Here is a 22,504-nt window from a genome sequence, read left to right on the forward strand (position 1 = left end):
ATTGCTGGAGCAAGCCGCCGTTCTTTTGTCGCCTACCGCCGCATCAACGGTTGCGGCTCACCCGCCACACGGTATTGGCCAGGTCGTCCGCCACGATCAGGGCTCCCTTCGGATCGACGGTCACGCCTACCGGCCGGCCGCGCGTCTTGCCTTCCTCGGTACGGAAGCCGGTGACGAAATCGATCGGCTCACCGGCCGGACGGCCATTGGCGAACGGTACGAAGATCACCTTGTAGCCCACCGGCGGATTGCGGTTCCAGCTGCCATGCTCGCCGACAAAGGCGCCGTTGGCGAACTTGTCTCCCATCACCGGCGACGAGAAATGCAGGCCGAGCGCGGCGACGTGCGAGCCGAGGCTGTAGTCGGGCTTGATGGTGGCCTTGACCTTTTCCGGGTTGCCCGGCTTGACGCGCGGGTCGGCGTTCGGGCCCCAGTAGGCGTAAGGCCAGCCATAGAAGCCGCCTTCGCGCACCGAGGTCAGGTAATCCGGCACCAGGTCCGGTCCCAGCTCGTCGCGCTCGTTGACCACCGACCACAGCTGGCCGGTTTCAGGATGGATCGCCAGCGCCGTCGGATTGCGCAGCCCCGTCGCATACGGTTTATAGGTGCCGGCCGTGGCGTCGATCTGCCACACCATCGCGCGGTCGACCTCGGCCTCCATGCCGCGCTCGGTGATATTGCTGTTCGAGCCGATGCCGACATAGAGATAGCGCCCATCGGGGCTGACGGTCATCGCCTTGGTCCAGTGGTGGTTGATCGCGGAAGGCAGCTTGGTGATCGTGGTCGGCGCGCCGGCCGCCTTGGTCTGGCCTTCCTGGTAGTCGAAGCTCACCAGCTCGTCCTGGTTGGCGACGTAGATCTTGTTGTTGGCAAACGCCAGGCCGTAAGGCGCGTTCAGGTCCGCCGCGAACACGGTCTTGAGCTCGTACTGGCCGTCGCCGTCGGCGTCGCGCAGTAAGGTCAGGCGGTTGCCGCTCTTGACCTTGGTATTGCCCTTCGCCTTGATGTAGCCGGCGATCACGTCTTTCGGCTTGAGCTTGGCCGCATTGCCGCCGCGGCCTTCGGCCACCAGGATGTCGCCATTCGGCAAGACCAGCGTCTGGCGCGGGATTTGCAGGTCGGTCGCGATGGCCGTGACGCTGAAGCCTTCCGGCACGGTCGGCTTCTGGTCGCCCCAGGGCGACGGTTCGGCGATCTTCATGCTCGGCAGGATGCCGCGTTGTGGAGCCGGCAGCTGCGGATCGGCGCCGTGCGACAGCGTCTTGGCGCCCTCGCCTTCGGTGCATGCAGCCAGGAGCAGGCTCACGCCCAGCACGACCAGTGTGTTCGATCGCTTCATGGCGCACCTCCGACGCGTGGATTGAGGCCGACCCAGGCCGCCAGGCAGGCCAGGACGAAGACGATTGCGGACAGTACCAGGCCGGCCGGCATGACAGCCCAGGCATCCTTGGCGTGTTGGAAGGCATTGAACAGCCCCAGCGCCCAGGTGGCCAGGAGCAGCAGGAAATACGTCAGCACATGGCCCTTCTTGTGCGGCGCCCGGATCAGGTTAACCAGCGCAAACACCAGCGCCAGTCCGCTGAACAACTCGGCGCCGGCGATCAGCCAGGACGCAAAATTGCTCCACTGGATCTGGTAGGTATTGTAGTAGGCGTAATCGCTCAGCAATGCGCCGAGGAAGAGCGAGACGCTGCCCGCCAGCAGGATGGTATGAAGCGTGCCCGGCGCGCTGCGGTATGCCGGGTTCGCTGTAACGACAGTCGACATCGGATTGTCCTTGAAAGTGATTGTATTAATCAAATCATATCGAGTAGACCGATGTCCTGTCGCATGGTTGAGCCGGCGGACGATTTCCCGGCGCACCGGCGCCATCGCCCCGGTGCGGGCAAGCCGCGCATCAGATACGGTACTTGGCCTTGATCATCTCGGACGCACGCTCCCCGATCACGACGCACGGCGCCATTGTGTTGCCGGTGGTGATGCGCGGCATGATCGACGCGTCGGCGATGCGCAGGTTCTGCACGCCATACACTTCCAGCTTGCTGTTCACCACCGACATCTCGTCGCGGCCCATCTTGGCGGTGCACGACTGATGCCAGTAGGTGACGGCGCCGTTGCGCAGGAAGCGCTCCAGCTCGTCGTCGCCCAGGGTGCCCGGCATGGATTCACGCTTGACGATGCGCTTGAAGGCAGAGGCGTTGCCCAGCTCACGGCACATGCGCACGCTGGCCTTGGCCGCTTCCAGGTCGTCCGGGTCCGACAGCGTATTGGCGCGGATGATCATCGCATCGTTCACGTTGGGGCCGGACAGCAGCAGCTGGCCGCGGCTCTTGGGGTGGGCCAGGCCGGCGAACATGGTCCAGCCGTGCTCCGGCACGCCGCGCGCCGCGTTCTCCGCGCTCGGCACCGGGAACTCGACCTGGCAGTGCAGCATGTCCGGCGCGTCCAGCGAAGGATCGCTCTTCCAGTACAGCGTCGCTTCCGATCCGCCGTTGCCGACTTCCTGCGGCTCGCTGTATTCCCAGATGCAGCCGAAGGACACGTGGTCCTGGTGGTTCTGGCCGACGCCCGGCAGGTGCTGGCGCACGGCGATGCCATGGCGCGCCAGTTCGCTCGCGGGACCGAGGCCCGATTGCATCAGCACCTTGGGCGTGTTGACGGCGCCCAGCGACAGCACCACCTCGCGCTCGGCGCGGAACTGGCGCGGCTGGCCATCCAGCACGACGTCGACGCCGACCACCTTGTCGCCGTCGAACAGCAGCCTGGCCACCTGCGCATTGGTGAGCACCGTCAGGTTCGGCTGGGCCATGCGCGGATAGGTATAGGAACGGAATACCGACTGCCGCTTGCCGTCGCGGACGATCAGGTCGTTGATCGCGGCGCCGCCGTCGGCCTCCATCATCGCGCCGTTGGGGCTGTCGAAGGTCGGCACGCCGATCGCGCGGGCGGCTTCCAGCATCAGGGTCGCGGTCGGCTTCGGATCGCGCGCCGGGGCGACATGCATCGGACCGCCCTGCCCGCGGCGGCCCGGGTCGGCCGCGCCATGCCAGTTCTCGATGCGGCGATAGATGGCCAGCGCCGACTCGTAGTTCCACGCATCGTCGCCCGCTTCGGCGGCGAAGTAGTTCCAGTCGGCGCGGTGGCCGCGCGCCCATACCATCACGTTGATGCTGGAGCCGCCGCCCAGCACCTTGCCCATGTTCATGGGGATCGCGCGGCCGTTCAGGTACGGGTTCGGTTCGGCCATGAAGGCCCAGTCGCGCTCCGTGCCCAGGTTCAGCGGCCATTGGGCCGGCTCGATCACGCTGGGCACTTCGTCGCTGCCGCCCGCTTCGAGCAGCAGCACTTTCACATCCAGGTTCTCGGCCAGCCGGGCCGCCACCACCGAGCCTGCGGAGCCGGCGCCGCACACGATGAAGTCGTAAGTCGTCCTCGAGGCCTCGCGCTGCGCGAGCTGGTTGCGCTGGACCGATTCGGCGAAGGCGCTTTCACTGGTAGTCGTATTGTTCATGATGGGATTCACTTTTCTGAGATGGCGCCCTGGCCCGGATTGGCGTTCACGGCGCGGTGGGTTGGCACCGTTCACATCCGATGCATCTTTCCGATTATATCGATTCTGACGATTCTATCGATTCAAAGTCGTGATGGCTGGCCATCGATTTTCCTGATGGCCGGCAGTGCGCCAGACGATTCAGAAGTCGCGCTGCTGCGACTCGTCGAGCGGCAGCATGTAGACCCTTGGTCCCATCCTGGTGCCGTAGCCGGGATGAAGATAGGGCGTCCCGGCAGAGCCGACCGCCTCGCTGGAAGGCGCATGGCAAACGTCGCCTGCTCCATTGCTGGAAGGGATCTGGCATACGCCGCCACGGCCGGCCGCCACGTCCGCGCCGGCCGGGGCTTGCGCAAGATCGGGCTTGATGCTTGCCGAAGCCTGCTTGCGCCGCTCTTCGGCCCGCAGCGCCGCATGCATGCCGGCGGTCTCGTTCTTGACGACGATCGCGGCGCGCTCGTCCTGCGGCGATGGCGAGACTTCATCCGGATCGATCGGGAATACCGCGGCTGCTCCGCTAAGGGGAGCGGCGCACGACAGGGCGATGGCGACGATCATCGAGGCGAACAGGGTCGCGTGGCTGCCTGGTTTCATCATGTTGCAGGTTTCCTTCTGTAGTAGCCTCCGGCGTCGGTGCCGGCGGTGCCACGAATTACGCGCATCGGCCGCGACTGGACGCAGCCCGCATCCAACAAGCCCGTTCAAGGCGTAGGTAAGATTGGAAGTCCAAAGAGAAAACACAGCGGAAAGAGAGGCAGAACATGCGAACACGCTTCGTGATAAGGTCCATCGTCGCCGCCCTGGCGATCGCCGGGGGCATGCTCCCGGCGGCGCACGGCGCATCGCCCGCGGCCGCGCTGGCGAGCCGGATCGCGACACCTGGCCCGGACATCATCGGCCACTTCGAGGCGGCCGGGATGCGTTCGGTCCGGCCCTACGTGCTGACGGCGGCGGAGCTGGCGCAGGTGGAAGCGGCGCTGGCCAGGCTGCCGGCGCTCCACCGGCGCGTGCTGCAAACCAATCTGCGCCACCTTGGCTTCGTCGAGGGCGTGCCGGGGCAAGGCACGGCGCTGACCTCGAAGGTCGGCGACAGCATGCAGTTCGACATCACCGTACGCGCCGGCGCGCTGCGCGAGTCGCTGGCCGAATTCCTCACCACCAAGGAGCGCCGCCTGTTCGAGGCCGACGGCTCGGGCCAGTCGGTGAGCTTCGAGGCCGATGGTGCCGACGCTCTCACCTATCTGCTGCTGCACGAGGCAACCCACATCCTCGACATGTCGCGCCAGCTCACCGACAAGCCCGGCAATGCGTTCGGCAGCGGCATCTGGCAAGCCTCCGGGAACGACGGCGTCAAGCTGGCGCCGCACCTGGCCACATCCCCCGTCGCCGCATCCAGGTTCCGCGGCGCCGGCCTGATCCCGGCCGGGCGCGCGCGCACCACCTACGACGCGCTCGCGAACTCGCCCTTCGTCAGCCTCTACGCCACCGCCGCGCCGGCCGAAGACCTGGCCGAGCTGACGGCCTGGCATGTGGTCGCCCACCACTACGGCCACAAGATCCGGCTCACCGTGCGCGATGCCGACGGCGCGCTGCTCGCGCACTACGAACCGATGCGATTCCCGGGTGTCAGGGCGCGCCTGCCGCTGCTCGACAAGCTGTTGAGCGAGGCGAAACCGGACGCTTCCTGATGGCGAACCCACTGGCCGCGCCACGCGTCGCCCCCGCATCCGATATAGTTACGGCGATGAAAACACCAAGCTCCAGTCCGATCCTGACGACGCCGCAGGCGGCCAAGATCCTCGGCGTCTCGTCGCGCACCGCGCAGCTCTGGATCGAGAGCGGCGTGATTCCCTCCTGGAAGACGCCCGGGGGGCATCGCCGCATGTTCGAGTCCGACGTGCTCGCGGCGCTGGCTGCCAATGACGAGGCGCGCCCCGGCAGCCGCCGGGTGCTGGTGCTGGCCCCCGGCCGCGACCATGCCGGCTGGGAGCGCGCCCTGGCGGCGCTGGACGTGGCCGAGGTCACCTGCACCGACAGTCCGGTGGCCGCCGCCGTCGCGCTGGGGGCGAACGTGCCCGACGTGTTCGCGGTCCAGGTGGACCGCCCCGCCGACCTGGCCTCGGAATTCCTGGCCACCCTGCATGCGCTGCCGGCCCTGAACCGAATGCAGATCGTGATCGCCACCCGCCTGTCGGCCGGCACCGTCGCCTCCATCGTCGGCCCGGCGCTGCCCTACAAGCACCTGCTGCTCGACGGCGCGCCCGGGCAGCTCACGCGCGAGCTGGTGCGGCACACGGCCATGGCGCCGCTGGCGCTGCGGCCCTTGCCGCCGACCCTGCTGGACGCCCCGTTCCCGGTCGGCGCCGACGAAGGCCGGCGGCTGCTGGCGGTCCACCGCGCCGCCATCCTCGACAGCGCGCCGGAGGCGGCGCTGGACAATATCGCGCGGATCGCCGCCCTGAGCCTGGCCGCGCCGGTGGCCCTGATCACGGTGCTCAGCGAAGACCGCCAATGGTTCAAGGCCAGGGTCGGCATGGACCTGCCCGAGACGCCGCGCAGCTGGGCGTTCTGCAACTACACGCTGATGGGCGCCGGCGTCTGCGAGTTGTCCAACCTCGACCGCGACCCGCGCTTCGCCGACAACCCGGCTGTCGCCGGCGCCCCGCATTTTCGCTATTACGCCGGCGCGCCGATCGTCGACGAGCAGGGTTTCGCGCTCGGCTCCCTGTGCGTGATCGATACCCAGGCGCGCACGCTCGACCCGGTCCAGGCGCAGATCCTGACCCGGCTGGCGGAACAGGCGTCGGCCGAGATCGCGCGTCGCGGACGCGCACGCCAGCGCTAATGTCCTGAGTTGGAAGTTGGTTGAACAATGAATGTGGCGAAATCGGTTCGAGATTTCAATTCACGACACTGGATGACTGCATCCGGAAAGGCCTGGGGCGCGTAAGTCGGCGTAGGATCCCACTACCCGACTCACGCCCATGCACTCATTTCACCCATTCCGCGGCCCGTCGCGCAGGCCGCGGTGGGGCCTCGCCCTGCTCGTGTGTGCGCTGGCGCAGCTGTTCGCCGCCGCGCCCGCCCTGGCCCAAAACGCCCTCGTCTCGCATGCCGAACAGCCATCGCGCCTGATCCGCAAGACCACCGTCTACCATGCGCCGGCCGGCGTGCGACTGCAGGCGGGCGACATCGTCGAATCGAATGCCGGCACGGTCCAGATCGAATGGTCCAACGGCGCCCGCCTCGCGCTCGGCCCGGCCAGCAGCGTGCTCGTCAGCGACGCCGGCGCGGCGCCCGCAGCCAGCCTGCTGCGTGGATGGGGCAAGTTCGCCACCGGCGCCCCGGCGGGCGGGCGCCTGGCGCTCGACGCTGGCCTGCTCTCGCTGCCGGCCGCCGGCGCCAGCGGCATCCTGCGCCTGGCGCCCGAGGGCGCGGAGTTGTTCGTCGAGAGCGGCGCCGTATCCGTCACCGATAATGGCCCGGGCGGACCAAGTGGCATGCGCGCCGTCGCGGTGGGCCGCGAACAATATGCTGCGCGGCCGTCCACCCGCCCGCTCACGGTCATTCCGCGTGCGCCGCGCCTGTTCGTGCAGCAGCTGCCGCGCGCCTTCCTCGATCCCCTGATCGGGGTCGCGGCGCGGGCGCGCGCGGCCGAACCGCGGCCGCAGCGCGAAATCTCCGCCTTTGATGTCGCCGCCTGGCGCGATGCCGGCCCGGCACTGCGCCGTCGCCTGGCCATGCAGTTCGCCGCGCGTCTCGAGGACGCCGTGTTCCGCAACGAGGTCGAGGACCTGCTCGCCGACCAGCCGGAGTGGCGCGACGCGCTGCGCCGCCAGCGCGCCGTCGGCATCCGTGCCAGCAATCGCGCCAATACGCCGCAAAACCACCTGTTCTGACCATGAAAATCCGTTCGCTCGCCGCCAAGTTCAACCTGGTCTTCCTGGCCGTGTCCGTATTCGGCTTCTGCGCCGCCGGCGTCGTCACCAATGCGATGCTGGTCGAGAATGCCCGCGAAGAGACCTTGCAGCATGCGCGCCTGCTGATGCAGGCCTCCGACGCGGCCGGCAAGTACACCAGCGCCCATGTCACGCCGCTGCTGGAAAACCGCCTCAAGTTCGAGTTCCTGCCCGAGGCGGTGCCGACCTTCGCCGCCATCGAGCACCTGAACCAGCTGCTCAAGGCCTATCCCAACTACAGCTACAAGCAGGCCACGCTCAACCCGACCAATCCGCGCAACCGCGCCGACGAATTCGAAAAGCCGCTGGTCGACCGCTTGCGCGCCGAGCCCCAGACCGCCGAGCTAGTGGGCCAGCACGTGGCGGCCGCCGGGCCGGCGCTGTATGTCGCACGGCCGATCCGCATCCGCGACGCGGCCTGCCTGGCCTGCCACGGCAAGCCCGAGGACGCGCCGGCCACCATGCGCGACATCTACGGCAGCGAGCGCGGTTTCGGCTGGAAGCTGGGCGAGACCGTCGGCGCCCACGTGGTGTCGGTGCCGATGGAGGTGCCGCTGGCGCGCGCGCGCACGCTGCTGCAGACCTATATGCTGTCGCTGCTCGGGATCTTCGGCTTCCTGTTCGTCGCGCTCAATGCGATGGTGCACCTGTTCGTCACGCGCCGCATCGGCCACCTGTCGCGCGTCGCCGACGACGTCAGCCTGGGGCGCGCCGACGCCGCCGACATCGACACCCGGGGCGGCGACGAACTTGCCGGCCTGGCGCGCTCCTTCGACCGCATGCGCACCAGCTTGAACAGCGCGATGAAAATGCTCGATGAGTGAAGTCCGTGAGTGAGGTCGATGAGTGAAGTCGATGATTGAAATCCATGAGTGAAGTCGATGCGTTGCCGCGCCAGATCGGCAAGTACCGCCTCGACGCCATCCTCGGCCGGGGCGCGATGGGCGTGGTCTACCGCGCCTTCGATCCGCTGATCGAGCGCACGCTCGCGCTCAAGACCGTCCAGCACCGCCCGGGCGATGCGGACGGGGCGGAGGAACTGCTGCGGCGATTTCGCACCGAGGCCCAGGCCGCCGGCCGGCTGATGCATCCCAACATCGTGGCGGTGCACGAATACGGCGAAGCGAACGACCTGGCCTGGATCGCGATGGAATTCGTCGATGGTCGCCCACTATCGGAACTGAGCAACCAGCAAGCCTGCGCCCTGCCCCAGGTGCTGGCCTGGATGCGCGACCTGCTGGCCGCGCTCGATTACTCGCATGCCCATGGCGTGGTCCATCGCGACATCAAGCCCGCCAACCTGCTGGTCACGCGCAACGGCCGCATCAAGGTCGGCGACTTCGGCATCGCCCGCATCGAGTCGTCCACGCTGACCCAGACCGGCGCCATGCTCGGCACGCCCAGCTATATGTCGCCCGAACAGTTCCGCGGCGAAGCCATCGACAGCCGCAGCGACCTGTTCTCGGCCGGCGTGGTGCTGTACCAGCTGCTGACCGGCCAGCGTCCGTTTTCCGGCACCACCGCGGCCGTGATGCAGCAGGTGCTGACCCATAGTCCGGCGCCGCCTTCACGCGTCAATCCCCTGCTGCCGGCCGCGCTCGACGCGGTGGTCATGCGCGCGCTGGCCAAGACGCCCGAGGCGCGCTTCGCCGATGCCGCCGCCTTCCTGCAGGCACTGGAAGCGGCTGCCGCCGCGGCCGGCCCGGATGCCGACGCCACCGTGCTGCTGTCCGCGCCCCCGGCACTGCCGGCGAGCGCCGCCGAGCCATCCCGGCATGGCCTGACGGCCGAGCTCACGGCCTGGAAGCTGGCCGTGCTGCCGCAACTGGAAGCCTTGCTGACCGCGCAGATCGGTCCCGTCGCGCGGCTCCTGCTGCGCCGGATCGCGGCCGACGCGCCGGATTTCGCCACCCTGGGAGAGCGGCTGCTGGAGCAGATCCCCTCGCCCACTGCGCGCGCCGATTTCGCCGCCAGTCTGGCGGCGCTCGGGCAAGCGCCGGAAGCCGACGATGCGGCGGCGCCGCCCCTGGACCCCGCCTTCGGCGCCGTGCTCGTGCGCCTGCTGGCAATGGAAATCGGGCCGATCGCCGCCATCGTCGTCAAGCGCGCGCTGTCCCGGGCCGCCGATCGCACGGCGCTGGTCGACCTGGTGGCGGAGCAGATCGAGGCGCCCGCCGCGCGCGCGCGTTTCCTCGGTGCGGCGCGCGCGCTGGCCGACACGCCCTGAATCAGTCGCACGCCTGCGCGAGCATCGCGCCCAGGGTCGACGCATCGGGCAAGGCATGGTGCAGCAGCAGAAGCGGCTCCACGCCAGGTTCGCCCTCGGTCCAGAACAGGGCCCGGCATTCACGGGCTTCGGGAAACGCCGATGCAGTCCCTGACGTCCGGCGCGGCAGCCCGCCCAGGCGCACCAGCGCCGGCTCGAGTTCGTCCACCGCCAGGTCGCCCCACATCGCGCACACGGCCAGGTCGGCCAGCCGGTCGAACCAGTCCATGCCTGTCGTCGCCAGGTCGAGCAGGCAGGACGCCGCGTGGTCGTGCGGCGCGGCCAGGGTTAGCGGAAAATGGCGCCCGACCCGGTCGAGGCTCGGCAGCAGCACGCCGGCCATCCCGGCCTGGCCGCACACGCCAGGGGCCAGCACGAAGCGCCACAGCGGCGCGTGCAGGTAGCGCTCGCGCCAAGCCGCGCCAAGGCGCAGGCGGCCTTCGCGTATCCCCTGCTGCAGCCAGGTGTCCCAGGCCGCCACGAAATCCGGCGCCAGGCGGCGCTGGACGAAGTCGCCATGGCTGGCCAGCTTGCCGAACAGGCCTGGCGCGGCCAGCTTGCCATTCATGGATTGGGTCAAAGCGCAGCCGGACAGGCAAAGCCGGTGACCTCGCGCCGGAATGGATTGATCACGCTGCCCGCGGTCAGCTCCCAGCTCGCCTTGCGGCCGTCCAGGCTCAGGCCGAGGCGGTAGCGCTCGGGCTGCAGCGGCTCGAGCACGCCGCGGTCGACGGTGCGCAGCCAGGCCCAGGGACCGTCGCCGCGCAGCTCGGCCTTGACTCCCGGCGCCGACAGCCGCACCTGGCCATCGCCCTTGCCGCTGGGGAGCAGCAGGGACACCGCCGCCTGGCCGCTGGCGGCCACTTCCTGGCCGTCGATCTCGAGCCTGGCCCCGGCCAGGACGGCGTCGGACGCCAGCGGGCGCAGCGTGAAGCGCAAGGTGGGCTGGCGCGCGCCGCCGGCAAAGAACATGTCGCGCAGGCGCGCGCCGCGCTGGAAAGCATCGAGCGCCGCCTGCGAGGCGCCGGCGAGGCTGCCCGCCGCGCGCCAGCGCCAGCGCGCGCCGCCCATGTCGACGAAGCCGGCCAGGTGGCGCGTGAAGAAATCGTCCATCAGGCCGCCGGGCGCGAAGAACTTGCCGAAATCGTCGGCGGTGGCGTCAACCCCGCTGGCGCGGTCGACCGGATAGCGTCCGGCGATGGCGTCGCGGCAGAACTGCGCCGGGCCGGCGTTCCACAGGGCGTTCAGGCGCGCGCGCTCGCCGCCCTGGGCCAGGCTGGCGCCGGCGTCGTGGACGCCCTTGAACATGGCCGGCAGCGGCGCCGACTGCCCCTCCCCGGCGCGCTTGAGCCGCACCAGGGCGTCCTGCGCCGGCGCCGGCGCGCCGCTGCGGCGCGCGCCCTCGGCGGCATCGAAGTACAGCGCGGCATCCCTGACCAGGGCCAGCATCTGCTCGAGCTGGGTCGGCGCCGGGCCCTTGACGAGCCGGTGCAGCGCCGCGAAGTGGCTGTCGACAGGGTGCTGTTGCGGCGACTGCGGCGGTGACTGCAGCGTCGGCTGGGCGCCGAACACCGCCTCCAGCTGGCGCCGCGCCCGGCCGAACCTGTCCTGCACCCGCTTGCCGACGCCGGGCGGCAAGCCGTCGGCCTTGACCGCGGCCAGCGCCGTCTCGCGCGCGGCGCCGGTCAGCAGCACGCGCAAGGCCGAATCGGCGCCGCCCAGCGCATTGCTGACCCGCGCCGCGTCGTCGAGACTGGCCAGCGGCGCCAGCCGCAGATCGCCCAGGAAGGTATCCCAGGCGCGGATGTAGTCGGCGAAGTACAGCTGCAGCACCGCCTCGCGCGCCGCCGCCACGCCCTCCGGGCCGTTATTGGCTTCGCGCCGCGCCAGCACCCAGTCGTCGCGCGCGATGTCGGCCACCGCCAGCCAGCTCAGTTGGGCGAAGCGGCGGTAGCCGGCCACGCTGTACAAGCCGTTCACGCCGCGTCCCAACGGCTCGCCACTCGCGCGCGCCAGCACGCCCGAGGCATCGCGCCCGAGCGCGCGGCTGACGCTGAACTCGGGCAGCGCCTCCTGCGCGACCTGGCGCTTCGCCACGCCATAGATGCGCTCGGACAGCGACATGCCGGCCAGCGCCTGGCGCGCCTGCGCCACCAGCGCCGCGTCCAGCTGTACCGGCTCCGGAGCGTCGTCCTGCTCCAGCAGCGCCTCCAGGTGCGCCGCCAGCTGCGCGCGCTCCGTCGCACCGGCCCCCGCCAGGCCGCGCTCCCACTCGGATTCGACCCAGGCCTGGACCGCGGCCGGGTCGAAGTGCTGGCGCTGGCCCAGCATCAGGTAGACCCGCAGGGTGTCGTACAGCAGGTCCTGCCCGCCCGCGTCGCCCCGGCGCAGCACGTTTTCCATGCGCGCCACGATGCGCGTCTCGAGGGTCGCGCGCAGCAGGCGCCGATAGGCGGCCTGCGCGCCGTCGCCCAGCTTTTCGCCCTGGTACAGGCCCATGCGCTCGAGCAGCGCCACGTCGCGCTCGCGCTGGGCATAGCCGGCGGGCAGCGTGCGCGCCGACGCCAGCAGCGGCAGCACGCTCAACTCGTCGCCGTCGAGCGGCGCGGCCGCGGCCTGGCGCGCCAGCACGGCGACCGCCGCATCCGATTCCTCGACCAGGCGCGCGTTGCGCAGGTAGCTGACGCTCAGGGCCACGGCCAGGAGCAGCGCCAGCGCCGCGCCGCCGGCCAGGACGCCCCATTGCAGCAAGCGGCGCCGGCGCTCAGCGCGCGGGTTCAGGCCCGCCAGCCCCGCCTCACGGAAGATCACGTCGCGCATCAGGCGGGTCAGGAAGTAGCTGCGCCCGCTCTCCGGCCTGGGCGGCAGCGCGCGGTCCCGCAGGCCGAACGATGCCGCCAGCGACGACATCACCCGGTCGATCGGGGTTCCTTCCTGCGTGCCGCTGGTGAAGTAGACGCCGCGCAGCAGCGCCGGCTGCTCGAAGCGGTTGGCCGAGAACACCGCCTGCAGGAAGTTGGCCAGCGCTTCTTCCAGCGCCGCGAACTGGCGCGGGAAGCCATGGATCAGGGCGCGCCGTCCGAGGTCGCGCTCCTGCTGCATGCGTTCCAGCATGCGCAGCTGCAGCTGGGTTTCCAGCGCCCGGAATTCTTCAGGGAAGGCCGCCAGGGCCCGGGCCGGCGCGCCGCTGTCGGCCAGCGAGAACGTCATGCCCCAGACCTGGGCCCGCTCCTCGCGCCCGAGCGGCTCGAAGAATTCGGTGAAGCCGGCCAGCAGGTCGCTCTTGGTAACGATGACGTACACCGGAAAGGCCAGTCCCAGGCGCTCCTGCAGTTCCTGGATGCGGGCGCGCACCGCGCGCGCCTGGGCTTCGCGCGCGGCGCGCGGCTGCAGCAGCAGGTCGTCCACGCTGATGGTCACGATGACGCCGTTGATCGGACGCCGCGGCCGGTGCTTGCGCAGCAGGCCCAGAAAGCCGCTCCAGGCCGCGCGGTCGACCTCGAGCTGGCTGTCCTGGGTCGTGTAGCGCCCGGCGGTGTCGAGCAGCACCGCTTCGTCGGTGAACCACCAGTCGCAGTGGCGGGTGCCGCCGATGCCGCCGATGGCGTCCGGGCCGAGGGTCTCGGCCAGCGGGAACTCGAGCCCGGAACGGGTCAGCGCCGTGGTCTTGCCGCTGCCTGGCGCGCCGACGAACACATACCAGGGCAGCTCGTACAGGTAGCGGCCGCGCATGCGCCAGCCGGGATTCGCGGTGCGCAGCACGGCCAGTGCGGCGCGCATGCGCTGGCCGAGCGCGGCCACGTCGGCCGCTGCCGGATCGGATTCGGCGGCAGCCGGCGTTGCCGGCGCCATGCCATCCATCAGCGCGCGGTGACGGCGCCGCGCCAGCCACAGGCGCGCGGCGAACCAGGCCGCCGCCAGCATCATCAAGAGCGCGATCAGCATCCAGCGCAGGCTGGCGCCGGCGTCAAACAGCGGCGCCCAGAACCAAATCAGGACGACCAGCAGGGCCAGTGCAAGCAAGGTGGGTATCCACGGCTTGCGCAGCCAGTGGGGGATGAAACGGTTCATGGATCTCTCAATCAAGGCCGGCCGGCTGGCGCGGTGAAGTGGATGCCGTCGGCGCCATGACCACGATGTCGACGCGCCGGTTGCGCGCGCGGTTGGCGGGGCTATCGTTGGGCGCCACTGGCTCGGTGTCGGCGCGGCCTTCGCTGGCGAAGCGCTCGGCGCCACCGGCGCGTTGCGCCAGCAGCGCCGCGACGGTGCGCGCGCGCGCCTTAGACAGGTCGAAATTGGACGGCAGCCGCGCCGACAGCGAGGGCCGGGTGTCGTCGGTATGGCCGATCACCACCACCCTGCCCGGCTGGGTGCGCAGCACGTCGCCGATGCGCTCCAGCACCGGCAGCAGGCGCTTCGATACTTCGTCGCTGCCGGAGGCGAAACCGCCGTCGCCGCGCAGGGTCAGCACGGCGCGCTCGGCATTGCCGCTCACCGCTACCTGCCCGGCGTCGATTTCCAGCGCCAGCGCGGCCGCCAGCGGCGTCGGGCCAGCCGCTGGCACGGGCGCGGCCACCACGCGCGCCGGCGGCGCCGCGCGCAGCGCCGCCATCCGGGCGTAGACCGGATCGGAAGCGCGGTTGAGCAGCGCGCCATAGGTGAGCTGGAGCAGCAGCAGGACCACGCCGGCGCACACCGCCATCACCCACGGCGGCCAGATCAGCATGCGCGGCTGCGCCCGGCCGTGTCCGCGCCAGTGCGGCGACAGGTCGTGCTCGCGCTGGCCGCGCTGCTGGCCTATCAGAGCCAGCAGGCGCTCGCGCAGCAGGACAAGCTGCTCGTGGCCGCGCTCCAGCACCCGGTAGCGCCCCTCCAGGCCCAGCGCCAGGCACAGGTACATCAGTTCCAGCACGTCCAGGTGGCGCCGCGGATCGGCGCTCAGGCGCTGCAGGACCAGGAAGAATTTCTCGCCGCCCCAGGCCTCGTTGTGGAACTCCACCAGCAGGCTGCGCCGGCCCCACACCCCGCCGCCCCAGGGCGTGCTGGAGATGGTCTCGTCGACCAGGGTGCACAGTGCATAGCGCGCGGCGGCGATGGTCTCGGCGTCGATGCGGGCGTCGCGGGCATCGCTTTCGAAACGGCGTACGGCATCGGTCAACTGAGCGCGAAGCGTTGCCAGGTCGGGCGCGGTGGCGAGCGTGCGCAGCGGCACCACGAGTTCCAGCAGCGGCGCGGCGGCGCGCGCCAGCGGGTTCAGGCCGACGCCGGGCGGCGCCGGTGGAAGCGGCCGGCTTGCCGGAGCGACGGGAGCGGAGGTGTAAGTCGATGCCGGTGCGGGTATGGCCGCCGGCTGCGGCGGCCGCTGGCCCGGTCGCGGGACCAGCAGGGTGCGGTCCGGGTCCTGCCCGGCGTCGTGGGATTCGTGTGGGTTCATGTCAGGAAGCCTGGAGACGGATCGCCCAGAACTGCATCTGCAATCCCGGGAAGCTGCCTGCAATATGCATGGCGAAGCCGGCGGAATTGGACAACTGCTGCCAGTAGTCGCTGCCGCGGTCGAGTTCGAAGTAGGTATGGCCGGCCAGGTAGGGCAGCTGGCGCGGCGCCACCGGCAGCGGACGCAGCGCGATGCCGGGCAGTTGCAGGTTGACCAGGTCGCGGATCGTCTCCACCGAACCGATCTTGACCTGCGGCGGGAAGCCCGCGCGCACCGCCTCCGGCGCCAGCTGCGCCTGCACCGCGAGGACAAAAGTGGCCGAGTGCAGCAGCGCGCGGTCGGGCAGCACCGCCACCCGGATGCCGAACTGGCGCTCTTCGAGCGGGATCGGCACCGCATGCGGATCCATCACCGCCGACAGCGAGCGGCGCAGCTCGAGCATCAGAGGCGCGAAGCTGGCGTCGAGCGCATCGTGGCGGTAGACCGGATACGGGCTTGGCCGCTTGTCGGCGCGGGTGAAGGTGGCCAGCTCGCCGGCCAGGCGCACCAGTTCGCGGTACAGCGCTTCCGGGTGCAGGCCGCTCATGCCGGCCAGGTGGGCCACCAGCGGCTGGCTGCGGTTAAGCAGCTGCAGCAGCAGGAAGTCGGCGATATCGGCGGCGCCGGCGCCGGCCGGCTGGGCCAGGCGCGCGGCCAGGGCCTCGCCGCGCTGGTGCAGCAGGCCAAGCAGCTCGTCGAGGAAGCCTTTCAAGGCCGGCGCCGCGCGCACGTCGAGCGCCGGCGGACAATAGGCCGGATCGAGCACGACCCAATTGTCGGCGCGCCTTTCGATGACGCGCGCCACGCCCAGCGTGACCCAGGCGTCGGCCACCTCGCTCGCCAGCGCCAGGCGCAGGCGCAGTTTGCCGACGGTCATGAGCGCGCTGCTGTCCAGGCCATTGCTATCCCAGGCTTCGTATTCGCGGCTCCCATGGCGGGCGAAGTTGTCCAGTCCGGGGCGATCGTCGACTTCGGGCATGCCATGGCGCCGCACGGGCAGCGCAAGCACCACCGTGACGTCGCGCGCATCGGGCGGGATGTCGATCGGCAGCGGCAACTCGTCCTCGCTCGGCGCACCGATCGGCGTGCCGTCGGGCAGCACGGCGCTGAAGGCCTGCAAGGCCAGCTTGCCCAAAGCCAGCTGCTGCTGGTCGATCTCGAGCCGCGACACGCCCCAGGCATAGGGCCGCAGCGCGCCGACGCGCGCCTCGAGCTGGGTCGCCAGGTAACGGTCGTGCTGCTGGAGGTGCTGGGGCTGCAGCAGCATCCCCTCGGACCAGACTACTTTACTTTGCCACGTCATGGAGTTTCTGAGGAATCAGGGGTTGAAGACGGTTGCCCGGCGCGCAGGCGCTCGACCTGCTGCGCATAGGCGCTGGAGAATTTTTCGCCGAACAGGCGCTGCAAGTCTTCGTCGGCGTCGCGCGCCAGCTCGCCGTACAGCTCGACCAGGCGGTCCCACATGCGCGCCTTGCGGCCGGCCGGCAGCAGCCGGTCGAAGCGTTCCGGCTCGCTCAGGCGTCCCTCAATGCGCGCCGGGTCGAAACGCTGCACCACGGCGCCGAGCGCCGCGCGCATGCCGGCGATCACGGCCAGTTCATGCGCCTTGAGGTCGTCGAAGGCGCCCTGCACCGCCGCCTGCGGCGCCAGGTAGCCGGGCATCCCGGCGCCCAGCATCTGGCCCAGCGCGCTGCCGGCATCGGGGAAGAACTTGAGCGGATTGTTGGCGCGCGGGGCGATCATCGTCATGTCGATATGGCTTTCGCGCTTAGTCAGCGCGCGCGCCACCAGCACGTCCATCGTGCCGGCGGTGAGGCCGCGCAGCAGTTCGCCGGCCAGCCGCGCCAGATCTTCCGGCGCGTGGCTGGTGCGCAGCTGGGGCAGGCCCAGGCCGTCGAGCAGGGCTTGCAGCACCGCGCTCTCGGCGGCCGGCGCTGTAGCGGGCGGTGGCTCGATGGCCGCGGGTGGCGGAACGGGTGTCGGCGGCAGCGGCGGCGGTGGCGCGGCCCCCTGCAGGTCCGCCAGCGGATCGTAGTCGGCCGGGATGGCGGCGAACACCGGCGGCGGCGCGAACGCCTGCCGCTCCGGCGGCACGTGGTCATGTTCGGCGGCGGGCCTGGCGCCATGCGCGGCCTTCCCTGCGATGCCGGACAGCCCCAGGCCCAGCGGATCGTCGCCGACCGCAGCGGCGGCGCCATCGAGGATGCGGGCGCCGGCCAGGCTGTCTGGCGGCCCGGGATCGAACGGCGCCGAGGGCCACGCCGGCGCAGAAACGGGAATAGAAGCGGGAGTAGAAACTGGAATGGACGCGGCGATGGGTGCGGGCGCCATCATCGTGGCGTCGTCCGCGACCGCACCTTCCAGCACCGCCTGCAGCACATAGTCGCCGACCACGATGCGGTCGCCGTCGTCCAGCGCGACCTCGGAGCCGGCGCCCAGCGGACGGTCGTTAACGATGCTCGGGTTGCTCCCCGCATCGGTCAGGTAATACCGGCCGTCACGCAGGGTCACGCTGGCGTGGCTGCGCGACACGTACTTGTCCGGGTCTTCCAGCACCAGCTGGTTGCCGGGCGCGCGACCGACCATGCCGCCCTCGGCGCCGAACTCGGCCTGGATCGGCTCGGGCGGCGGCTGGTCGCGGTAGCTCAGCACATGCAGTCGCAGTTTCATGTCATTTCCTTGGGTTCAGGGCCGGGTGCAAGAGACTTACGCGAGGAACCGAGTGTTGGACGCAGGTCGCGCCGTCCTCCCGAGGAAGCGATGCTCAGCTCTTGCCGTCGTCGGCTTCGCGCGGTGCGACCGGCGGTGCCCCTGGCCGGATGGTGGCGGCCAGCACCGCCGCATTCACTGCGGTGGATGCCGACGGCATCGGCAGCGGCATGGTCGAGCCGACGATCACCGCCGGACCCACGCTGAGAAAGGCGGCGCCGGCCTTCAGCGTGATGTTGGCGCCGGCTTCGATGACGACGTTCATGCCGGCCTTGATGTGCACGGTCTGACCGGCGTACAGCGCCGACTTCATGCCGCCCTCGACCACCATGTTCAGGGCAGCCTCCTGAGTCGCCGAGCCGCCGGTTTCTTCACGGCGGTCGCCGCCGATCTTGTAATGGCGGTCGCCGTCGACCTGCTCGATGCTGTCCTTGCCTACCCTGGTGTGGTGGTCGCCGCCGACCCAGGCCAGGGCGTCGCCCTTGATGCGTTGCTCCAGGTCGCGCGCCGCGTGCATATAGAACTGCTCGGCACCCTTCTTGTCGTCGAAGCGCAGTTCATTGAAGTTAGCGCCGCCCTTCGAGCTGTTCGACTTGATGGTCGACCTGGTCTGTTTTGCCGGCAGCGCGTGCGGCGGCATGGCGTCGCCGTTGTAGACGCAGCCCGTCACCAGCGGCCGGTCGGGGTCGCCCTCGAGGAAGCTGACCACGACTTCCATGCCGACGCGCGGCACGAACATCATGCCCCAGCCCTTGCCGGCCCAGCCCTGCTGCACGCGCACCCAGCACGAGCTGGTCTCGTCCGACCTGCCGTCGCGGTCCCAGTGGAATTGCACCTTGATGCGGCCATACTGGTCGGTCCAGATCTCTTCGCCGCTTTTGCCCACCACCATGGCGGTCTGCGGCCCCTGCACCACCGGCTTCTTGGCGCCGGCCGGGGCGCGGTAGGCGTGCTCCTTGCCGATCGCCTCGAACACGGTGCGGAAATCCAAGCCCTCGTTCGCCCCATCGGTGCGGTAGTCGTTGCCGGTGATTTCGGTTTGTGCGCCCGTGATCAGGAAGGCCCGGTTCTGGTCGCTGCGTGGATGCTCGGCCAGCGTGAACAGCGCGCCAACCGTCAGGCCACGCGCATTGCCAGTGGCCTCGATGCATTCGCCCTGGCCGTGCAGGGCCTCGATGCGCGCGCGTGCAAAAGCGTTGCCGACGCCGGCGGCCACATAGCGCCCCGGATAGTCGTAGTGCTCGTAGCGCCGCTGGTCGAACGGAGCCGGAATATTCGCCTTGGCCAGCAGGGCGCCGCTGGTGCTGGCCGAGGCTTTTTCGAAATCGAAGTCGTTGAGCGTGACGACGCTGGGCTGGATCTCGCCGCCGGGAGCGAAGCGGGTCACGGTCTCCTTGAGCGGATCGCGCCCCTCCTCTTCGTCACGAAACAGGATGGTTTCGTAGCCGCCCACCGTCTGGTGCGCGCCATAGCCGTCGGCCAGCACCAGTGTATGCGCGCCGTCCCGGTGCGCGAAGTAGAAGTAGATGCCTTCTTCTTCCAGCAGGCGGCAGACGAAATTGAAGTCGCTTTCCCGGTACTGCACGCAGTAGGTGCGAGGCGCCGGTGTGGATGACAGCAGCCCGTCTTTCAGCGAGACCAGCCCGCCGTACTCGGCCACCACCGCCTTGACGATCTCGAGCGCACTCTTGTCCTGGAAGATGCGGCAATTGGTGGCGCGCGTGAGCAGCCACAGGGCCGGATGCACGACCGCCTGGTAGGACGGCTTGTCGTCGCGCCAGCCCTGGTAGGAGAACTGGGTGACGATGCCGTGGAAGTGGCGCTGCCCCCCTTCGGCCAGGTCGACGCTGACCGTCAGGTCGGTGCCGAGGACGTCGGCGATGCGGATGTCGCCGCGCTCCGAGGCGAGCTCGATCCGAAACTCCGACAGCCGGCCCAGCGCTTCGCTGCAGTGCATACGCTTGAACAGGAGGACGTCGGCGCCGAGGACGGTCTTGACGGAGACCTCGCGTTGGGTTTGGGTGGGCAGGATGGACATGGGTTGCGGCTGGGTGTCGAGATTCTTCGCTTCGTGGTGCGGACAAGTTTTCTGGCTCGCGCAACTCAAGCGCGATCTCGACAAATACGCGGTTCGGCACGCGATGGATGCACCGAACCCTGGACAATTCCTGCACCGCGCAAGGACGGCGCAACCGCATTAGCTGGCCGGCTTTGTATAGACGGCTTCCTCGCAGAACAGGCGATAGTTGTCGGCATTCTTCGTCGCCAGCGTCGGCTCCACCTGACCGAGCGTCGCACAGGCCAGGGTGCCGTACCCGACCTTGCGTTCTTTCTCCTTTTTCGGCAGCGCCTTCCCCGAATGCTGGTAGACGGTATCGGGAAGCATGACGTCGAGCGTTTTTCCAAGACGGTGCGACAACTCATGAACGACTGCGCCACCGCGCGTGACGTCCATCCTGCTCACCGACGCATCATGCACACGCACCATGCACTTGCGCGTATTCTCATTGAAGAACATGGCGCCGAAGCCGATCGACTGGTGCGTAGCTCCCTGCGGAGCCGACCACCCCCATTCCGCCGACATACGGACTTCGCTCGCCATCTGATCGCCTGCAAACTCACGAAGGCGGGTTGTCCAGGCACCGGCAGCACCAGCGCCGATTCCCTCGTAACAGATGCCAACGAGGGTAGAATTGGCGTTGGTCAGTATCGTACGCAAGCGCTCCGCCACGATACCGGCCTGGCCGGCCCCGAACCACCGCTCGACGAGCGTACGCGATGCCCCCGCGCGCTGCTGCGCGATCATCGCTGTACGCAGCCCGCAACGCATGGCTTCCATGGCTTCGCGCCAGGCCGCCATGGTCCATGCGCGCTCGTTCGAGGATGCGAAAGCCCAGAAGCTTGGCCGGAGAAAGACCCCTCTTGAGGGTTGTGCGGGTGCGTTGAACGTCATGACGAATTCCCGGCACGCCTGCTCATCGAAGCTCGCGCTCGCATTTGCCCCGCTCAGTCTTTGCAACAACTCGACCGCGCGGCGCCAGTCGGCAATCTCGGGTCGCTGGGCGCCTCCGCCATACGTCTCCACCTTGCGCATGCTGAACGCCAACAGCCCATAGTCGAGACGCAGATTGAGCGCAAAGATCTCCGGCTCGCGCATGACGGTGAGCCGGCACGCAGCCCAGTCTGCCGTTTCGCACGATAGACGACTGATCGTCGCCAAGGCCCGGCCTATGTATCGATATCCCAATCCAAAACTCCTTGTATTGGCCATCGGCGCGTGCCGATGCTGTGCCTGAAGCACGATCTGGGTGCCCGCATCTCAGAATCGGGGAAAGGACTTGGGCACGCTACGCATGCCGCGCGCCAGTTCGTAGCGCCGCCAGGCTTCCTGGTTCGAGACGACTGGATCTCCCCTGTAGTCATTCATGCGCCAGTCGCCGTCCCAGGGTGCGGTGACTCGCCGGCCATTGACGTAAAACTTGACGACGTTTGAAAGGGGGAACTCCGTACTTTTCCAATAGCGGTGACAAAACACCAGCTCCGATGTCGTGATCGCGAGGAACTCGCTGTCGCCGGCGAGCGGTTGCTTCATCGCCACCCTCCCAAGATCCCCGAGGCGATCGAGCACAAAATGGACCTTGGCATTGACTGCTGTATATCCAGACAAAGACGCCACCATGGCGATGCCACCCTTGCACGCCCGGCGCACGCTCTTGACCATGCGCGCATGCGCCCATAGATGCTGTTCGATACGCCTGTCCCTCGGATTGTCTATCTCGTTCATTCGCTGGACCCGATCCGCCGATACCTGCCTGTCCTTCCTCAGTCTTGCCGTGTCCATCTCGAGCGCGGTCACAGGATTCAGTCGCGATGCCATCAAGCTCGTGACATGCGCCTGTCGGGTGCCCTGAAGGATCGGCGGGCGGTGGGGCGCGAGCACACCGGGATTGGCGATGCTGTCCTGGATGACTGTCTCCGCCCGCGCCGCGGTCGTTCCCAGGACACCTCTGCCGTTCCACTGCCGGCCAAACGCCGCGCCATTACCGATCTTCGCGGTGTTATTGAGATCGTCGCAGATGCGTGCGCCCTGCCCGACATATGGCGCCCCTCCGCGCGCCAGGGCGGCGCCATAAAGCAGATCCATGAAATCGCCAGGCAGCATTTGCGCATACTCCTGTGCGAACGTAGTACCGAAGTCAGCCGCCGGATCGAGCACCGCCTCGATATCGCCGCCCGGTATGAGGTCCGGATAGTGGAAGGCAATATAGTCGATCACTTTCCGGTACTTCTGGCGCTTTTCGGGCGAGATGCGCGCGATCGACTGGATCACCTCGCGCGGCCGCACCGCAGTGCCGGCGACCACGTCGCGCAAGGGCTGCAGCTCGCTGGTGAAGACGCGATTACCGAATACCGCGCCCGCATCGCGCGCCAGGCGATCGAACTCGTCCATGGAAAAACGGAGCTCTGCGCCCCCGATATTCAAGCGTGCCATCGTGTGAGTTCCTGTTAGTGAATTGGACGCAGCGGCCTGCGCATCGACGATCGAT

The 22,504-nt window shown here is 69.1% G+C and carries 17 protein-coding genes; 5 read left to right on the plus strand and 12 right to left on the minus strand.

All coding sequences use genetic code 11. The annotated features are described in order from the left end of the window. Positions 1-43: 43 nt before the first annotated feature. From DIR46_RS07615 to DIR46_RS07630, 4 genes are all read right to left on the minus strand, one after another. Complete coding sequence (locus tag DIR46_RS07615) at positions 44-1,339, minus strand: PQQ-dependent sugar dehydrogenase (protein ID WP_109344700.1); 1,296 nt, start codon at positions 1,337-1,339, stop codon at positions 44-46. Beyond that, a complete protein-coding gene (locus DIR46_RS07620; protein ID WP_109344701.1) occupies positions 1,336-1,767 on the minus strand; it encodes a DUF2231 domain-containing protein in 432 nt (143 codons plus the stop codon). Before DIR46_RS07620 ends, DIR46_RS07615 begins: the two co-directional genes overlap by 4 nt. Positions 1,768-1,897: 130 nt before the next feature. Continuing rightward, entirely contained in the window at positions 1,898-3,511 is a 1,614-nt protein-coding gene (locus tag DIR46_RS07625; protein WP_109344702.1) for a GMC family oxidoreductase, read from the minus strand. Between the two features lie 180 nt (positions 3,512-3,691). Beyond that, positions 3,692-4,147, minus strand: coding sequence for a hypothetical protein (locus tag DIR46_RS07630; RefSeq protein WP_109344703.1), 456 nt, complete (start codon positions 4,145-4,147; stop codon positions 3,692-3,694). A 164-nt stretch (positions 4,148-4,311) separates the two neighbouring features. Between DIR46_RS07630 and DIR46_RS07635 the strand changes: the two genes are divergently transcribed. The 5 genes from DIR46_RS07635 to DIR46_RS07655 all read left to right on the plus strand — a co-directional run bounded on the left by DIR46_RS07635 (position 4,312) and on the right by DIR46_RS07655 (position 9,736). Further along, the gene (locus DIR46_RS07635; RefSeq protein WP_162819474.1) at positions 4,312-5,238 is read left to right on the plus strand and encodes a hypothetical protein; all 927 of its coding nucleotides are present in this window, start codon (positions 4,312-4,314) and stop codon (positions 5,236-5,238) included. Positions 5,239-5,294: 56 nt separating this feature from the next. After that, the gene (locus DIR46_RS07640; RefSeq protein WP_162819475.1) at positions 5,295-6,395 is read left to right on the plus strand and encodes a GAF domain-containing protein; all 1,101 of its coding nucleotides are present in this window, start codon (positions 5,295-5,297) and stop codon (positions 6,393-6,395) included. Between the two features lie 139 nt (positions 6,396-6,534). After that, positions 6,535-7,449, plus strand: a complete 915-nt coding sequence (locus tag DIR46_RS07645) for a FecR family protein (protein WP_109344706.1) — start codon at positions 6,535-6,537, stop codon at positions 7,447-7,449. 2 nt (positions 7,450-7,451) lie between these two features. Further along, positions 7,452-8,333 (plus strand): Tll0287-like domain-containing protein, encoded by an 882-nt coding sequence (locus DIR46_RS07650; protein ID WP_109344707.1) that lies wholly within the window; start codon positions 7,452-7,454, stop codon positions 8,331-8,333. Between the two features lie 44 nt (positions 8,334-8,377). Further along, positions 8,378-9,736, plus strand: coding sequence for a serine/threonine-protein kinase (locus DIR46_RS07655; protein WP_205289091.1), 1,359 nt, complete (start codon positions 8,378-8,380; stop codon positions 9,734-9,736). Position 9,737: 1 nt separating this feature from the next. Here DIR46_RS07655 and tagF read toward each other — a convergent pair whose 3' ends face one another. The 8 genes from tagF to DIR46_RS07695 form a co-directional block, all read right to left on the minus strand. After that, positions 9,738-10,343, minus strand: a complete 606-nt coding sequence (gene tagF / locus DIR46_RS07660; RefSeq protein ID WP_109344708.1) for a type VI secretion system-associated protein TagF — start codon at positions 10,341-10,343, stop codon at positions 9,738-9,740. 8 nt (positions 10,344-10,351) lie between these two features. After that, positions 10,352-13,846 (minus strand): type VI secretion system membrane subunit TssM, encoded by a 3,495-nt coding sequence (tssM, locus tag DIR46_RS07665; protein WP_109344709.1) that lies wholly within the window; start codon positions 13,844-13,846, stop codon positions 10,352-10,354. A gap of 7 nt (positions 13,847-13,853) precedes the next feature. Next, a complete protein-coding gene (gene icmH, locus DIR46_RS07670; RefSeq protein WP_109344710.1) occupies positions 13,854-15,209 on the minus strand; it encodes a type IVB secretion system protein IcmH/DotU in 1,356 nt (451 codons plus the stop codon). 1 nt (position 15,210) lies between these two features. Continuing rightward, a complete protein-coding gene (gene tssK / locus DIR46_RS07675; protein WP_109344711.1) occupies positions 15,211-16,551 on the minus strand; it encodes a type VI secretion system baseplate subunit TssK in 1,341 nt (446 codons plus the stop codon). Then, positions 16,548-17,918: a type VI secretion system-associated FHA domain protein TagH gene (tagH, locus tag DIR46_RS07680; RefSeq protein WP_109344712.1), complete on the minus strand. Its 1,371-nt coding sequence runs from the start codon at positions 17,916-17,918 to the stop codon at positions 16,548-16,550. The genes tssK and tagH overlap by 4 nt, the downstream gene beginning before the upstream one ends. A 94-nt stretch (positions 17,919-18,012) precedes the next feature. Beyond that, the gene (locus DIR46_RS07685) at positions 18,013-19,995 is read right to left on the minus strand and encodes a type VI secretion system Vgr family protein (RefSeq protein WP_205289092.1); all 1,983 of its coding nucleotides are present in this window, start codon (positions 19,993-19,995) and stop codon (positions 18,013-18,015) included. Positions 19,996-20,154: 159 nt separating this feature from the next. Next, the gene (locus DIR46_RS07690; protein ID WP_162819476.1) at positions 20,155-21,114 is read right to left on the minus strand and encodes a M35 family metalloendopeptidase; all 960 of its coding nucleotides are present in this window, start codon (positions 21,112-21,114) and stop codon (positions 20,155-20,157) included. A 162-nt stretch (positions 21,115-21,276) separates the two neighbouring features. Next, positions 21,277-22,449, minus strand: coding sequence for a hypothetical protein (locus DIR46_RS07695; RefSeq protein WP_109344714.1), 1,173 nt, complete (start codon positions 22,447-22,449; stop codon positions 21,277-21,279). Positions 22,450-22,504: the final 55 nt, after the last annotated feature.

The sequence above is a fragment of the Massilia oculi genome (assembly GCF_003143515.1).
Lineage (GTDB): Bacteria > Pseudomonadota > Gammaproteobacteria > Burkholderiales > Burkholderiaceae_D > Telluria > Telluria oculi.

Coding starts and splice junctions, on each gene's coding strand:
- DIR46_RS07615 (WP_109344700.1), bottom strand. CDS start 1,339: ATGAAGCGATCGAACACACTGGTCGTGCTGGGCGTGAGCCTGCTCCTG.
- DIR46_RS07620 (WP_109344701.1), bottom strand. CDS start 1,767: ATGTCGACTGTCGTTACAGCGAACCCGGCATACCGCAGCGCGCCGGGC.
- DIR46_RS07625 (WP_109344702.1), bottom strand. CDS start 3,511: ATGAACAATACGACTACCAGTGAAAGCGCCTTCGCCGAATCGGTCCAG.
- DIR46_RS07630 (WP_109344703.1), bottom strand. CDS start 4,147: ATGATGAAACCAGGCAGCCACGCGACCCTGTTCGCCTCGATGATCGTC.
- DIR46_RS07635 (WP_162819474.1), top strand. CDS start 4,312: ATGCGAACACGCTTCGTGATAAGGTCCATCGTCGCCGCCCTGGCGATC.
- DIR46_RS07640 (WP_162819475.1), top strand. CDS start 5,295: ATGAAAACACCAAGCTCCAGTCCGATCCTGACGACGCCGCAGGCGGCC.
- DIR46_RS07645 (WP_109344706.1), top strand. CDS start 6,535: ATGCACTCATTTCACCCATTCCGCGGCCCGTCGCGCAGGCCGCGGTGG.
- DIR46_RS07650 (WP_109344707.1), top strand. CDS start 7,452: ATGAAAATCCGTTCGCTCGCCGCCAAGTTCAACCTGGTCTTCCTGGCC.
- DIR46_RS07655 (WP_205289091.1), top strand. CDS start 8,378: ATGAGTGAAGTCGATGCGTTGCCGCGCCAGATCGGCAAGTACCGCCTC.
- tagF (WP_109344708.1), bottom strand. CDS start 10,343: ATGAATGGCAAGCTGGCCGCGCCAGGCCTGTTCGGCAAGCTGGCCAGC.
- tssM (WP_109344709.1), bottom strand. CDS start 13,846: ATGAACCGTTTCATCCCCCACTGGCTGCGCAAGCCGTGGATACCCACC.
- icmH (WP_109344710.1), bottom strand. CDS start 15,209: ATGAACCCACACGAATCCCACGACGCCGGGCAGGACCCGGACCGCACC.
- tssK (WP_109344711.1), bottom strand. CDS start 16,551: ATGACGTGGCAAAGTAAAGTAGTCTGGTCCGAGGGGATGCTGCTGCAG.
- tagH (WP_109344712.1), bottom strand. CDS start 17,918: ATGAAACTGCGACTGCATGTGCTGAGCTACCGCGACCAGCCGCCGCCC.
- DIR46_RS07685 (WP_205289092.1), bottom strand. CDS start 19,995: ATGTCCATCCTGCCCACCCAAACCCAACGCGAGGTCTCCGTCAAGACC.
- DIR46_RS07690 (WP_162819476.1), bottom strand. CDS start 21,114: ATGCGCGAGCCGGAGATCTTTGCGCTCAATCTGCGTCTCGACTATGGG.
- DIR46_RS07695 (WP_109344714.1), bottom strand. CDS start 22,449: ATGGCACGCTTGAATATCGGGGGCGCAGAGCTCCGTTTTTCCATGGAC.